We start from the raw sequence: 15,321 nt of genomic DNA, 5'->3' as shown, positions 1-15,321 counted from the left end.
GGTAATTCTCTCTCGTTCTACTGCACCCAAAGCCTTTAAAGAAGCTTTCTCTGCGTCTGTCAGACCGGTAATATTTGTAATTTCCATGCGTTCGTAAAGCCGATCGGATTTAAAATGCCGCAATCGGCTACACTTTTGTACATCCCAAAGTTGAATTTTCTCATCTTCACTGCCACTTGCTAAGAGCCGACCATCAGTACTAAAGGCGACAGAACGGATTGCTGCTGTGTGCCCTCGTGTCAGGGTATCCAGACAAAAACCTGTATTGACTTGCCACAATTTAACGGTTCCATCACCACTACCACTCGCAAGGATTTGCCCATCCGGACTGAAGGCTACTGAGTAAACTTGTTTGCTGTGTCCTTCCAAGGTATGGAGGCATTTACCTGTCTTAATGTCCCACAGTCTAACGGTTTGGTCTTCGCTACCACTTGCTAAAAATTGCCCGTTGGGACTAATTGCTACCGACCAAATCAAATCTTTATGGTTGTCTAAAGTGTCAATACACTGACCCGTATCGACGTCCCAAAGTTTGACTGTACTGTCAGCACTTCCACTTGCCAGTATACTACTATCGGGACCGATTGCTACCGTCCAAACCCAATGAGTATGCCCTTCTAACACTTTCACACACTCACCTGTGTGAGAATCCCAAATTCGTACTGTTTTGTCTTCGCTGCTACTTGCTAGGATTTTTCCGTCTGAACTAAAAACAACTGTCCAAACCCAGTTAGTATGCCCTTTGAGTGTTCGGATACATTTACTGTTGCTAATGTTTGTAATATCCCAGAGTTTAATGGTATTGTCACCACCCCCACTTGCAAGAATTTGCCCATCGGGGCTAAAAGCAACGGAACGCAAGCGTCCTTGATATCCTTCTATGGGGTAACACTCACCTGTACTTAATTTCCATAGCTTTATTGTTGGCTCATCACCACTGCTTGCTAGAATTTCGTGAGTGGGACTAAATACAACTGAATAAATTCCACGGGTATACGCTTGCAAAACATACAAGCAAATTCCTGTTTCTACATCCCAGAGTCTTGCTGTTTGATCGTCACTACTGCTAATTAGGGTACGTCCATCGGGACTGGATGTAAATGCGTTCGCCGAAGGCGGTGCGAAGCACATCGCCCATACTTGACTGTTATGCCCTTCTAAAGTCCTCAAGCATTCACCTGTGGAAACATTCCAGATTTTAATTGTACGATCTTCACCACAACTTGCTAGAGTTTTTCCACTTGGACTAAAGCGGACTGAATAAACTATTTTCTGATGACCGATAAATGTTTTCAGGCATTTTTCTTGCTCTACATCCCAAAGTTTAACAGTTCGGTCTTCACCGCTACTAGCCAACAATTGACCGTTTGGACTAAAAGCAACAGAGAAAACCTCACCGCTATGCCCTTCTATAGTTTTTAAGCATTCACCAGTGTTGATATCCCAAATTTTAATCTTACCATCAGCACTGGCACTGGCTAGAATACCATTGTCAGTAGGGCTAAAGGTGACGGACCAAACCCAATCTTGATGACCATTTAAAGTTTTTAAGCATTCTCCTGTACGAACATCCCATATCTTAATGCTTTCGTCTTCACTACCACTTGCTAAAATCCAACTTTTGGGTTGGAAAGCAACAGTGTAAACTTTATTGGTGTGTTCGCTGAGAGTTTTCAGACACATACCCGTATGTACATCCCATACTTTAATGGTGTAGTCTGCGCTACCACTTACTAAGAGTTGGTTATCTGCACTGAAGGCAAATGCCCAAACCCAAGCCGTGTGTCCTCTAAAAATACGAATTTGTTTAATATCTGCAGTCCGCCACAGACGAACTTCTCCACTAATTGTACCAATAGCAAAGTATTCCCCATTGGGGCTAAATCTGACTGAGACGAGACTCGACATGGTTTCAGTAAATACCGAACCTGTCAAGTCAGAGTTTGTAAAGCTAGTATCCTGTAATTTAACATCCTTGAGATAGGCTTGCCAAATGGTTAAGTCTGAAAAATCACGTCCGCTTAAGTCAATTTGAGTTTTGTCGAGCTGAAGTTGGCGCAATAAATTGATTAAATTCCCGGCAGCATATCCCTTTTTTAAGGGACTATATTTCTGTAAACTAGCTAACATTCTACGTAGATGAGACTCTAGTTGCTCGCCAAAAATGTTCAGTAGTTTATTTTTTAAAGGCTCCAAAATCAGTTTTTCTTGAGTTTTGTGGATATATTCGAGAGAACACGCCTTCATCAATGGATAAGCATTCAGAAATTCGTTAGTTTTTGCTTGACTGATTTCTTCAAAGGCTTGCTCTATGATTTTTTCTGTAACATATTCCATGACGACAGACTGCTGACGAAATCTACCCGAACCTGTTTCTTTTTCTATTAGCGATCGCCGCAGTAAAGACTCTACAGCTTCTAACACTCTAGTTGAGGGTTCCGAAGTAATTAAATTTGCTTTTAATTTTGTAAATGAAACATATTCGCGATGAATTGCCAACCAGTACATCAGTTGTTTCTCTAATTCTGACAGGCGATTGAATTGCTGCTCTAAAAGAGACCGAATATCACCATAAACTGCTGTTTCTTGGTGAATTTGGTTTAAAAACTCACCAACATTATTGCTAAATAAGTCATAAACGGTGGTAGCGACTATTTTTAAAGCTAGCGGGTTACCGGAGTATCTCTCGACTAATTCTTTCAACTGAGCATCCGAACAAGAAAACCCCTTATCTTTAAGCATAGCCCTTGCTTCTTCCAAATTCAGTCCGAAAAGGTGCAACACCTTAACTGGTAAATTTTTCCCTTCCAACATTGCAACTTGCTTGGGCTTTTCTCTACCAATCAGCAACAGACAGCTTTCATGCCCTGCTTCGGCTATTTTTTTAAAGAAATAGCCATACTTTTCATATCCTTCTTCATACTCGCCCGCTCTTTCATATGCCCTACCTTCACCACTGCGAAGCACGGTTTCTACTTTATCGAAAATGATTAAACAACGGTGTTCTCTCAAGACATTGATTAACCGCAGTATTTTGCTGTTGTCATTGTCTGGTAACTCGTGTTCTAGATCTTTCGGTAGAAAGCGGAGCAGCTGTGTGAGAATATCACCTATAGGTGGAGCATTACTCAGCGATCGCCAAATGACATAATCAAAATTTTCCCGTACTTTTTTGGCAACCTGTGCTGCTAAGACTGTCTTACCTATACCTCCTATTCCCAAAACGGCTACCATCCGACAGCGTTGAGAATTATCCCCCACAATCCACTGTTCTAGCTTAGCAATTTCCTCTTCGCGACCCCAAAAACCATCTACATCAACAGCTTCACCCCAATCTTCTTGAAATGTCTTGCCAACAACTACATTTGTATTTGCTTGATTTTGGTATTGAGCTATTAGCTGTTGCCTGAGATTGTTAAGTTTTTTGTTTCCACTCCCCTCTATACCAAATTTACGGTAGCTTTCTCCCAATCTTTTTCTGACGGCTGCTTGAGAAATTTCCAACTTAGAAGCTATTTCGGTACCTGAAAAATTATCTAATGCCAACAATAGAGCATCTAACTCTGTTTTAGTAACACCAGATCTGGTTGCTACCTCTACGATAAAAGTTTCTGGAAGCTGAGACATATTGGTAGCGTTTTCCATGGGATCTTTACTCCATACAAAATATTAGTATGTGAGATAACTTTTTATATCATGCTTGAATAATTGAGAAAAGAGTATTTTTTACAGTTTCTACAAGCAGGCTAATTATAGCAACGTGAGAAAGAAGTGTCGTTAAAATATAAAATAATTTACACTATCTATACCTTAAGGTAGATTCAGGTCGAAATACTTGTCATAGAAAAAAATACATTGTATATTATAGGCAAGTTATATATATGTGAGGTAACAACCTTCAGAGTGTTTCCTTGGAACATACATAATTTGCAGCTTTCCACCCACAGATTGAATAACTGTAGTCGCAATCGGCACTCAACGTTACGGAGGAACTGATATGACCTTCTCACGCTCAAGATTTCCTGAATTCTTCAGTGATTCTCATGGCATTAGAATGCACTTAGAGATTGGAGACAAACCTCTGGACGCGTTGCCGATTAGACTGCAAGATGAAGGAAGTTTTGACACTATTTCAAAGCAAGCCTGCTCTATTGAATTGCATCCAGTGTTTTCTCACCTTAACTTTTTACTTCTTGAAACCTTGTCAGTGACACAACACGGTGAGTTTGTTATCCGCAGCAAAAAGGGCAATTACGAAACTATCGTTGAACTGGGTGGACACATTAGCCAACGCTACCATCTTAGTACACAAGAACTAGATAAAATCCAGGAGATTTACGAAAAAGTTCTTGAAAATTGGGTGGGATGGAGGCTCAACCACAAAAAGCGTGTTGACCGCTAAGAAGAGATCCAGCGCAGCTACATAACAGTTAAGAAAACTGACAGCTTGGGCGGAATTTAAAACACAACTGAATATTTTTAACGTTTTGAAACATATGGCTTTCAAGAAACAAGAAGTTTACAAGCCGGTGGAGTGATTCATGCACTCACCGACTTTTGTGTTTAAACCATGCCATTTTGGATTTTGGATTTTGGATTTTGGATTTTGGATTGAGAAAGCCTTATCTGGAATTCATTTCACCTAATATATTGAGGGTAGCATCATGGACAACGATCGACACAGCCGTTTATTTAACTTGGCTTCTAGATTCCTCAAATATTTTTTCCTGTTTCTATTTGGGTTTGCGATCGCCTACGTCTTATCACTGACTTTTGGAGCAGCTAATATCGCCATAGTTTTACTGAGATTTGTGATTGGTAGTGTTTGGCGTTTCGGGCTTATCCTATTTTGTTTGATAGCAACAACAGTCATTTTTGAATCAATCCGCTAGAAACACCTAACCGTGCTAAAAATTACTTTAAAATTTCTCCCACTGCCCAAAATCTGTATCGGTTATCGCGGTTGGGAAGGGTGTATTTTAGATTCGCGGTACGTGGCACCTCGGAGTTACTATTCCAAAAATCCGAAAATTTGGGGTAGCAACTGCAATTAAAATGGTTTGGTTACGGAATTGGAGTTTAATCGCGGGATGTTAAATTCAAATATATGTTGAGGTTCTAACTATGACTCAAACCCTAATCCAACCCGTTACCTACGAAGAATTTATCGAATGGTACCCAAACGACGGGAAGCAGTACGAACTACACGATGGAGTAATTATTGAGATCTTCGCACCTACCGGAGATCGTGAAAAAGTCGTTGGTTTTTTAGCTGCAGAAATTACTGTGGAGTACAGACGGCTAAAGCTACCCTACACCATCCCTAAAACCGCATTTGTTAAAACACCATCCGCGAAATCAGTTTACTCACCTGACGTATTGTTATTAAACCTTGACAATCTTGATAACGAACCTCTTTTCCAAAAAGAGTCAACGGTTACTCAACCTGAATCCGTACCCTTAGTAGTTGAAGTAGCCAGTACCAACTGGCGTGACGATTACCATAAAAAGTTTGCTGATTATGAAGAAATGGGCATTCCTGAGTTCTGGATTGCTGATTATAAAGGGTTGGGGGGTAAAAAATTTATCGGAGACCCAAAACAGCCTACTTTCTCAGTATGTCAGCTTATTGGGGATGAATACATAATGACTAAGTTCACGGGCAACGACTTGATTATTTCTCCTGCATTCCCCCAACTTAACCTTACCGCACAGCAGGTTTTTGATGCTGCGAAGCCACGGTAAAATATTTAATTGCATGGAAATATATCCATTAAAATATATATTGATTCTGGCGCTTTCATCAAAATGCATCAAGTAAGGTGTAATGTATTGGATACCCTGACCAGTACGATGCTGTTGAGGGATTTGTGCAAGCTGTTTCCCAATAATGCCCTTCCTCAAAAGATATACAGTCTGCGAGAGTGGGTTGAAAGTTAGCAGCAATAAAGGGTACAGTTTCAAACCCGTGCTAAAAACTACTTTAAAATTTCTCCCACTGCCACGCTACCACTGGTAACAACCCGTGCCAATACACCTGTTTGCGTATGTTGAAAATTCTTTTTTAGCAGAGGAAGTAAGGCAGTGTCTCTCTCTCCTGTTTCAGGATTCACCTCTATATTTAAACACCGATTGATTCGGTCTGTAACAACAATTCGGGCTGTACCAAGTTGCATTTCTTTTCCCACCCAGTCAAATTCTCCCCAAGCAGGAACAGCTTCTAAAACAATATTGGGACGAAAGCGGCGCACATCTACCGGACGTCCTGCTAGCTCACTCAAGCGATCGATAGTTGCTTGACTGACTAAGGAAATATGCACCGCTTCTCTGTCTGGATAGCGAGTTTTGCCAAAATCTCCCACAACTTTTATAGGTGTGCGATTTGGATGTCTGGCGGTTTGACTTGGATAAATTCCAGCCAAGTACCCGGTGAAAAAGCTACCAATGCGATCGCGTCCAGTTAAGCTATGAGTATCTGCAACTAATAATTCCTCTTCTTTGCGCCTGACTGTTAAAATCCCTGTCTGTGGCTCATAAGAACAATCGAGTGCTGCTAGCCCCGACCAATCATTTTGCATGGCAAAGTGTTGCTTCTTCATCCACGGGACTGTTGTGAGTTCGAGGTATTTGTCCCCATCATCAAACATTAAGGCAAAAGCTCTATCTCCGGGTATACCATGTTCGGAGCGCAATTCCACGCGATCGCACTTTTGGGGACTTAATCCTTTGAATGGGTGGATAAACAACTGTTTGACGCGAATCATTTTTGGGGTTAGTGGTTAGTGGTTAGTTGTTAGTCGCTAATATGCTCCTGTCTTGTCAAAAACAACTTTAACAGTTTTGAGTAAGATTGTTAAATCTAGCCAAAGAGACCAACTTTCAATATAAGCGATATCTAACTTTACCGCATCTTCAAAATTATCAATATTGGAGCGACCAGAAACTTGCCACAATCCCGTAATACCGGGCAGAACTTCTTGTCGGATAAAATGGGCTGTCTGGAATTTTTTTACGGCCCTCATAGGAAGAGAGCGGCAAGGTGGTTTCATACAGTGAGAGAAAATCTTCAACTCTTATTTCTCTGTTGGTTGCTTATTAATAGGTCATGAAGAACAAACGATAGTTCAAGGCTTTCAGATGATTGTTAAACAGAATCGTAGGCGATCGCGTAAATCTCCGGGTGATTCATACCCGGAGTCATATAACCCGCAGCTTGAGTTAATAATTTTGTGCCAAAATGCTTTCGTTAGCAATGGATGTCTTTGGACACTCTCGTTAGTCAATTTTTACTTTGTAAATAATTTTTCCAAGCCAGAGTAGTGTACACAATTTGATCCAGGTCATTATATTTGGGCTGCCAGTCCAGCACTTTGTGGATTTTATCTGCACAAGCCGTTACGCAAGCAGGATCGCCAGGACGACGGTCTGTTTCTATAACGGGAAAATCTACCCCGGAGATTGCCTTTACCCGTTCAATCACTTCTCGCACGCTGTAACCTTGTCCGTAACCGCAGTTAAGAATTTGGCTTTTGCCATTTTCTTCCAGGTAACGCAAAGCATCTAAGTGTGCTGTCGCTAAGTCTTCAACGTGGATATAGTCACGAATTCCGGTGCCATCTGGTGTAGAAAAATCAGTACCAAAAATTTGCATTGCTGACTTGCGATCGAGTGCTGCATCACAAGCAGCTGCAATTAGATGAGTTGCATTCGGTGACATTTGTCCTAATCGTCCGCCAGGTTCCGCACCTGCTACGTTAAAATAGCGTAGAATTACGTAGCGCAGAGAAGATGTTGCTGCATAGTCTTGAATCAGCCATTCGCTCATTAGCTTCGAGCGTCCGTAAGGATTAATTGGCTGTGTTGGAACTAACTCTGTAACCGGATTTTCTCCTACTTCTCCATAGACGGCTGCTGTACTAGAAAAAATAATTTGGTTGACGCCCATGACATTACAGCAACGTAGCAAGTTCAAAGTGTTGCGGGTGTTATTGGCGTAGTAGTCGAGGGGACGGACAACCGATTCTGGTACTCTCAGACTGGCAGCAAAATGCAGGACTGCACTAAATTGATGCTTAGCAAAGACTTGATAAAGATGCTCGGTGTCTGCTAAATCGCCGATAATCAATTCTCCGTGCAATACAGATGTCGGGGAACCTGTAGAACAATTATCGTAAACTACGACATCGTAATTCATTTCCCCTAGTTGACGGACAACGTGGGAACCGATGTAACCGGCACCTCCAGTTACTAATACTTTGTTTTTCATCTACCCTTACCTAACAAAACAACTCGAATGGTTTTGAAGGCGATCGCTATATCCAACCAAAGAGAATAATTCTTGATGTAATATAAGTCGTAAGCAAGCTTTTCGTAAGCATCCTCAATTGACGCACCATAAGGATACATAACTTGTGCCCAACCTGTGATTCCCGGTTTGACTAGATAACGCACTTCGTAATAGGGAATTGCTTCTTTAAGTTTGACATCAAATTCTGGTCTTTCTGGACGCGGACCAATCAAACTCATCTCACTACACAGCACATTCCAAATTTGTGGTAGTTCGTCAATTCGTATGACTCGCAACCAATATCCAACTCTGGTAATACGTGGATCGCGTTGACTTGCCCACTGCGCTCCTCGTTTCTCTGCATCTTGATACATCGAGCGAAATTTGTAAACCTTAAAGGGTTTGCCGTATAATCCGCTTCGTAGCTGACTGTAGAACACAGGACCCGGACTATCTAACTTGATTGCCAAAGCTGTAACTAGCATTAACGGAGACAATAAAACAAGTAATAATCCGGCAATCAACACATCTGCAAAGCGCTTCAGCTTTATATTGAAGTAACCAGGCATTAAGTGAAAACCAGCACTAAAAGCCAACCATTGATCCTGTAAGAGAGATGAAGGAAGTTTGTACCATAAGCTTTCGTAAAAATCTGGTAACTTGTAAACTGGAATACCTCGTAAACGTATTTGCATCAACTGCTGTAACTGTATTTCGGATAGCTCAATTTGATTTGCGACTATTACCGCAGACCAAGATTGCGAAATCCATGTTGACAAGTCAGTTATGTTTCCGACGCAATTGAGATTCTTTTGTGCTAAATCAGTGGTGTCTTGGTCTGTTTGAGTGAGTACAAATAGCCTTCCTAATGGATTTAGCTCTAATAAGTGTTGTGCAAATGTGATTCCGCTTTCACCTGCACCCAACATCAGCCAACGACTTTGCTGTGCTTGTAATCGCATCCATTTTCTGGCATATATCCGAGAAATTATGGCCCAGATGGTAAAGATTGTCAGACTGGGTAATAGAATACCTCGCCCTGCTACCGTATAATTTCCCCAAGCACCAAACAGGTAAATCAAGGCAGAGGCAAAGATACTAATACCGATGCTGCCTATCAAAATTCTTGCTGGTGTCCGCAAACCAGCAATTTGTCTGTCTGGATGGTAAGCGTCTACCAAATAAAGTTCCACCAAAACCAACAACACAAAACCCCAAACAAACGGATCGAACTTATTGAGTGGTTCACCTAGACGCAACCAAAGCGCAATCTCTACACAAATAAACAAGCCAAAAATGTCCCCCAGAAAGAGCAGTATAGGTAAGCTGCGTATTACGCTAGGCAACCTAGTACTAGTGGGGAAACTGACATAACTCGTAAGACTCATGATTTTTCTTACTATTCAGTATCCTGATATTGATTTATTTGGTAGAAGCTATCTCCTCATAATTCCACAATACCAATACAGATAAGCTGCATACTATGCTACGCAACCTAGTATCGTTGAGGAACTAACATAACAAACTAAGATTCAGCGTTACTCAACCGTAGCCTTATTGTATTATGGTATACCTTTATTTAAAAAATGTTAGTCTGCTGTGTTTCTTGCACACTTATACTTTTTGAGTATTTTGTCTTAATACTAGAGTCTCAGTATACCAGTAAATTCACTTATAAAATAGGGAAACTTGATAACATCTGCAACATAACTTACCCAAACTGTATTTAGGTAGTTGTGATGATGCAACAAACATATCATAAGTCATTGAATTATTGCTTTAAAGATTGAGTAAAGCAATAATTTTATCTTGGAAACATAAATATACTGAAATCGAATCTTTACTGTATGTAATTTTAAACACTTTTAAGACAGTAATATTTCTGTTTGTAAAATCACTAAGTAAAAACCTAAAATCGAAAGTTAAAAAGTATAAGAGACAGAATTGGCATTTAAACAAGTCCGATAATTTTTCGCTGTAGACGTCTATTTGCCGAATTCCATTTCTGAAAACTCATCTAAAACTCAAGTAAAAATAGATACTTATACATATGTAAAGATTTGTTTGTTTTTACTAACGTCATATTAATCTTATTTAAAGTTTCAGTAAATCTAACTAAAAACGTCTTGATTCTCCAACAATTTTCCTATGATAAGAACTACACATCAAGTATAAAAATAAATACAATCCCGGAAAAATTGCAAGTAAGCCATCATAAATACGACATTTGTGGTATAGTTTGGCACTCCAAATATAGTAAATTTTCATCTAGTTTTGTCTAAATAGTTTTTCTGGCAACCTAACGATAGAAGGGTGGCACTACCAAGTACTTAAGATAATTTTTGCAACATAGGCTATGCCCTCTTACCAAGAAGACCAAAATTCCTTAGATTTGCAACAATACTCACTGATTTTCAAAAGGCGTTGGCTAGTTATAGCTGTGGTGAGCTGCTCAGTCTTCGGATTGTCAGCTTTAAATGCCTTCAGGCAAAAACCAATTTATGAAGCAGAAGGCAAGTTGCTTTTTAATAAAACCGATCGCGTTTCTTCGCTGACAAGTCCCTCGGCATCAGTTGGAGAGTTAAGTGGTGTGACTCAACTCAGTAGCCCATTGGATACAGAAGCAGAGGTCATTCGCTCGAATCCGCTAGTTGAGAAAACCATCACTAACCTCAAGCTGGCAGATAAGAAAGGACGACCTCTAGAAATAGATGAGTTTCTCAAAAAACTCAAGGTTAAGAGCATTAAGGGTACGGACATCTTGGCGATTTATTACAAGAGTAGCGATCCAAAAGAAGCCGCAGCTGTTGTGAATTCGTTGATGAAATATTACCTGGAGAACAATATTAGCGTCAATCAAGCCCAGGCGACAGCCGCAAAACGATTTTTGAGCAAGCAATTGCCTGAAGTTGAGGGAAGGGTAATAAGAGCAGAGGCAGGTTTACGTCGGTTTAAAGAAGAAAACAAAGTAGTTGCCTTGGATCGAGAAGCTACCACAGGTGTGGAAAGACTTACAGCTTTATCAGACCAGATTACCCAGGCTCAGTCAAATTTGGTAGATGCCGAGACTCGCTCACAACTTCTGCAACGTCAATTAAAATTAAATTCGCAGCAAGCTGTGGATATCGGCGATTTAAGTCAAGCAAAAGGTGTGCAGGAGGTGTTAACAGAATATCAGCAGGTGGAAAACGAGTTAGCGGTGGCACAGACTCGTTATACTAATGAGCATCCTCAGGTTGCTAATTTGATGGCAAAAGCAGCTGCCCTGAGAAAGCAGTTAGAGGTGAGAATTGGCGAAAATGTTGGCAAGCAATCTGTGTCCCAGCAGAATTTGCAGATGGGGGAACTCAAACAAAACCTAGCTGCTGAGTTGGTGCAGTCGGAAGTAGAACGTTCAGCCCTAGCCAACCGAGTCAAGGTTTTAAAGAATGCATACACACTTTCGCAAAAACGCTTGAGTGTCTTACCTTTACTGCAACAAAGACAGCAACAACTAGAACGACAATTGCAAGTAGCCAGAGCAACTTATGAAGAATTGTTGAAGCGATCGCAAGAAGTGGAGGTAGTAGTCAATCAAAATGTCGGCAATGCGCGGGTGGTATCTGCAGCTTTAGTTCCTCAAAAAGCAAAGTCCAAGCTTATATTCAACTTAGCGCTGGGTGGATTTTTAGGAATTTTGCTGGGTGTAGGGACAGCTTTAATATTGGAGGCTATGGATCAATCTCTAAAAACTCTTGAACAAGCCCAAGAGCTATTTGGTTATCCTTTACTGGGTACAATTCCTCACTTTGGTTCAAAGGTGAAGGTTAGTAAGGAGTCTTTAGTCGAACTGCCAGTCAGAGATAATCCTCATTCATTGGCAAGTTTAGCCTTTGAGATGCTTCAGACGAACTTGGATTTTACCGTCTTTGATAAACCACTGAAAATAATTGCGGTGGTTAGTTCGACTCCAGGTGAAGGTAGGTCATTTGTAGCAGCTAACCTAGCAGTAGCCAAGGCACATATGGGACGCAGGGTACTGTTAGTAGATGCTGATATGCGTCATCCCTGCCAAGAAGAAATCTGGAAATTATCTAATCCAATCGGACTAAGTAATGTTTTAGTCAGTCAAGCAGAATTTACTTGCACTACCCAAGAAGCACTGGTTAACTTGGATGTGCTAACCGTTGGTACAATTCCACCTAACCCAGCAGCATTACTAGGCTCGCAGCGCATGGCTTCGTTGCTACAAGAGGCAGCAAAAGACTATGATTGTGTAATTATTGATACTCCTGCGTTAAATTTATTTGGTGATGCCTTGATGTTAAGCAAGGTGGCAGATGGGATATTGCTAGTTGTACGTCCAGGAGCACTAGACTTAGCTGTTGCCAAAACTGCGAAGACGATGCTGGAGCAATCGCGATCGCGTGTTGTGGGAATGGTGATCAATGGGGTTACTACTGAAAGCGGGTCTGGGTACTATCACTCTAGGGGGTATTACAGCAGAAAAAGATCTGCTTTGAGTCAAATGAATTTCAAATCAGAGGTTTCAGGCGACTAACGCCTACCAAAATATATTGCCAATAGCTTGCAAGCGATCGCACTTCGTCAGCACCAAAAAAGGTTGCTGGTAAAATCCAAGTTTGATGACTGAACCTAAGATGAGCACAAAAACTCTAGAAATATGAACACAAAAAACCCTCGAAATGTAATCAAACAATTCATCAATCAATCTTTTTTACTAAGAACAATAAGACTTGTTGTCAGTGACTTTTTATGGGGATTGCGTCTTGCAATAGGACAATCTGAATCAGATAGCGGCTCAACTCATTCCATGTTTTCAGAAAAGGAATCAGTACATTATATCGAAGAGGTTTTTACAGATTACAAGCTTTATGGATCTGTAGATAATTTTGATGGTATTGCTGCTGAAGTTGGTCCAGGAGACAATTGTGGTGTTGCATTATTAATGCGCTTAGATGGATGTAAACAGATAGACTTAGTGGATCGTTACTTAAGTTATCGTAAATCGGAACAGCAAAATAAAGTTTATCAAGCTTTGTCTCAACGGCATACAATTGATATATTTAAAGAAAAAGAAGTATGGGACGATCGGGCATTAGTAGGAATCGATTGGAAAATCGGTCAAGCGGCTGAGGTGTACTTTAAACAATGTGCTAAAAATTCAGGTGAAATTTATGATTTCATTGTATCCCGTGCAGTCCTGGAACACCTTTATAATCCCATAGATGCTTTGAAATATATGGTCGATTGTCTCAAGTCTGGCGGAAAAATGTTACATAAAGTAGATTTGCGCGATCATGGGATGTTCACTCCTAATCATCATGAATTGAAGTTTTTAGAAGTTCCCAGTTCTATTTATCCACTTATGGTACAAAACTCAGGTCGCCCTAACCGAATCCTTGCTCATCGTTATCGCCAGTTCCTCGAAGAAATGAAAAGCCTTGGAACAATCGATTACTCATTTCTGGTAACGCATTTAGGGGATGTTGGGGAGATAACACCTTATTGCAATTTTGATGATATCGAACTGGGTAAGCAAAAACGTGCGATTGCCTTTGTCGAAAAACATCGACAAAACATAGCAAGTGAATTTTGTGATGTTAGCAGTCAGGATATAGCCATTTCTGGGATATTTTTATGCATAATCAAAAACTAAAGTAATGAAGATTTTTCAAATACAACGACCAGACCAACTTTGGAAGCAATTGACTAGCGGTTCTATCAATCGTCAAATTTTAGGTGCTGCCATCGTCGTTACTATATGCACAATATTAGTCAAAGTAGTTGCCTTCTCTAAAGAATCGATTGTCGCTTGGAAGTTTGGCACGAATGATTTTGTAGATGCATTTCTAATTGCTACTGTCGTCCCTAACTTTATTGTGAATGTCATTGCAGGCTCGTTAAATGCAGCACTCATCCCAACCTATATAAAGGTTCGAGAACAGGAAAGTCCGAAGGCATCAGAAGAACTCCTTTCTGGTACACTCCTTTGCAGTCTGGTGCTATTAGTAATTACAACTCTATTAATTATCGCAACTGCTTGTTTCTATTTTCCTTGGATGACGCTGGGATTTAACGATGAAAAATTGGCTCTAACCTATAAACTTTTCTACGTTATCACGCCAGTGGTTATATTAAGCGGAATCATCACACTCTTGAGTGCGGTATTGAATGCAGGAGAAAGGTTTGTATTAACAGCTCTATCACCCCTTATGACGCCAGTAGTGACGATTATGTTGTTACTTTTATTTGGGCAGTTACTAGGGATTTTTGCTTTAGCCATCGGGCTGATCGGAGGTGCAATCTTAGAGCTAATACTTTTATGGGTTGTTCTTCATCGACGGGGTTTTGTGCTACGACCCAAATGGTTTGGCTTGAGTCCAGCCTTACGCCAAGTTGTGAAACAGTACTCACCAGCAATGATGGGGGCACTTTTAATGTGCAGTTCTGTTTTAGTAGATCAGTCGATGGCGGCAACGTTAGCACCTGGAAGTGTCGCCGCTCTCAATTATGCGAGTCGGGTGAGTTCATTTCCGCTAATGTTAGGAGCCACTGCCATCAGTACTGCGGCTACTCCCTATCTTTCAAAAATGGTTGCATCAAGTGATTGGCAAGGGGTCAATCATACTTTACGATCGTATCTCAAGTTGATTTTCCTGATTACAGTTCCTTTTACAGGGCTTTTGGTGTTTCTATCTGAGCCGATTGTCCAGCTACTTTTCCAACGAGGTGCGTTTACTGCCCAAGAAACTCATTTTGTTGCAAAAATTCTATCTGCCTTTGCGCTACAAATTCCTTTTTACATTGCTGGTATTTTTATTGTTAATTTGCTGATATCCCTGTGCCTTAATCACATCTTAATGTGGGTATCGGTCTTAAATTTACTAATTAATATATGTTTAAACTATTTATTCATGCAAGGGTTGGGAATTCAAGGAATTGCATTATCAACAAGTTGTGTCTACCTGTTTTCATTCTTTTATATGCTGTTATTTGTCAACAAGTACTTGAAAAAGTTGTTAATTTTATAA

At 40.5% G+C, this 15,321-nt stretch carries 10 protein-coding genes and 1 pseudogene; 6 read left to right on the top strand and 5 right to left on the bottom strand.

Annotated features, from left to right (window positions below; translation table 11 throughout):
* Positions 1-3,645: NB-ARC domain-containing protein (locus F7734_RS44520; RefSeq protein ID WP_155750773.1), on the bottom strand; the 3,645-nt coding region annotated here is incomplete at its 3' end.
* 352 nt (positions 3,646-3,997) lie between these two features.
* On the opposite strand from F7734_RS44520, the gene F7734_RS44515 reads away from it, so the two are divergent.
* From F7734_RS44515 to F7734_RS44505, 3 genes are all read left to right on the top strand, one after another.
* Complete coding sequence (locus F7734_RS44515) at positions 3,998-4,402, top strand: hypothetical protein (protein ID WP_155750772.1); 405 nt, start codon at positions 3,998-4,000, stop codon at positions 4,400-4,402.
* Between the two features lie 262 nt (positions 4,403-4,664).
* Entirely contained in the window at positions 4,665-4,892 is a 228-nt protein-coding gene (locus F7734_RS44510) for a hypothetical protein (RefSeq protein ID WP_155750771.1), read from the top strand.
* A 232-nt stretch (positions 4,893-5,124) separates the two neighbouring features.
* Positions 5,125-5,745 carry a Uma2 family endonuclease gene (locus tag F7734_RS44505; protein WP_155750770.1) on the top strand — a complete coding sequence of 207 codons (621 nt, stop codon included), beginning with the start codon at positions 5,125-5,127 and terminating at the stop codon, positions 5,743-5,745.
* Between the two features lie 233 nt (positions 5,746-5,978).
* Here the strand turns inward: F7734_RS44505 and F7734_RS44500 are convergent, their stop codons facing one another.
* From F7734_RS44500 to F7734_RS44485, 4 genes and pseudogenes are all read right to left on the bottom strand, one after another.
* Entirely contained in the window at positions 5,979-6,764 is a 786-nt protein-coding gene (locus F7734_RS44500; RefSeq protein ID WP_155750769.1) for an MOSC domain-containing protein, read from the bottom strand.
* Between the two features lie 36 nt (positions 6,765-6,800).
* A pseudogene (locus F7734_RS44495) lies at positions 6,801-7,028 on the bottom strand (sugar transferase); the annotation flags it as partial.
* 251 nt (positions 7,029-7,279) lie between these two features.
* Positions 7,280-8,266, bottom strand: a complete 987-nt coding sequence (gene galE / locus F7734_RS44490) for a UDP-glucose 4-epimerase GalE (protein WP_155750768.1) — start codon at positions 8,264-8,266, stop codon at positions 7,280-7,282.
* Positions 8,263-9,675 carry a sugar transferase gene (locus F7734_RS44485; protein ID WP_155750767.1) on the bottom strand — a complete coding sequence of 471 codons (1,413 nt, stop codon included), beginning with the start codon at positions 9,673-9,675 and terminating at the stop codon, positions 8,263-8,265. The genes galE and F7734_RS44485 overlap by 4 nt, the downstream gene beginning before the upstream one ends.
* 968 nt (positions 9,676-10,643) lie before the next feature.
* On the opposite strand from F7734_RS44485, the gene F7734_RS44480 reads away from it, so the two are divergent.
* From F7734_RS44480 to murJ, 3 genes are all read left to right on the top strand, one after another.
* Positions 10,644-12,827, top strand: coding sequence for a polysaccharide biosynthesis tyrosine autokinase (locus F7734_RS44480; RefSeq protein ID WP_155750766.1), 2,184 nt, complete (start codon positions 10,644-10,646; stop codon positions 12,825-12,827).
* Positions 12,828-12,950: 123 nt separating this feature from the next.
* Positions 12,951-13,946, top strand: coding sequence for a methyltransferase domain-containing protein (locus F7734_RS44475; protein ID WP_155750765.1), 996 nt, complete (start codon positions 12,951-12,953; stop codon positions 13,944-13,946).
* Between the two features lie 4 nt (positions 13,947-13,950).
* Positions 13,951-15,321, top strand: a complete 1,371-nt coding sequence (gene murJ, locus F7734_RS44470) for a murein biosynthesis integral membrane protein MurJ (protein ID WP_155750764.1) — start codon at positions 13,951-13,953, stop codon at positions 15,319-15,321.

The organism is Scytonema sp. UIC 10036, assembly GCF_009725235.1.
This window is presented reverse-complemented; position numbering and strand designations above follow the sequence as displayed.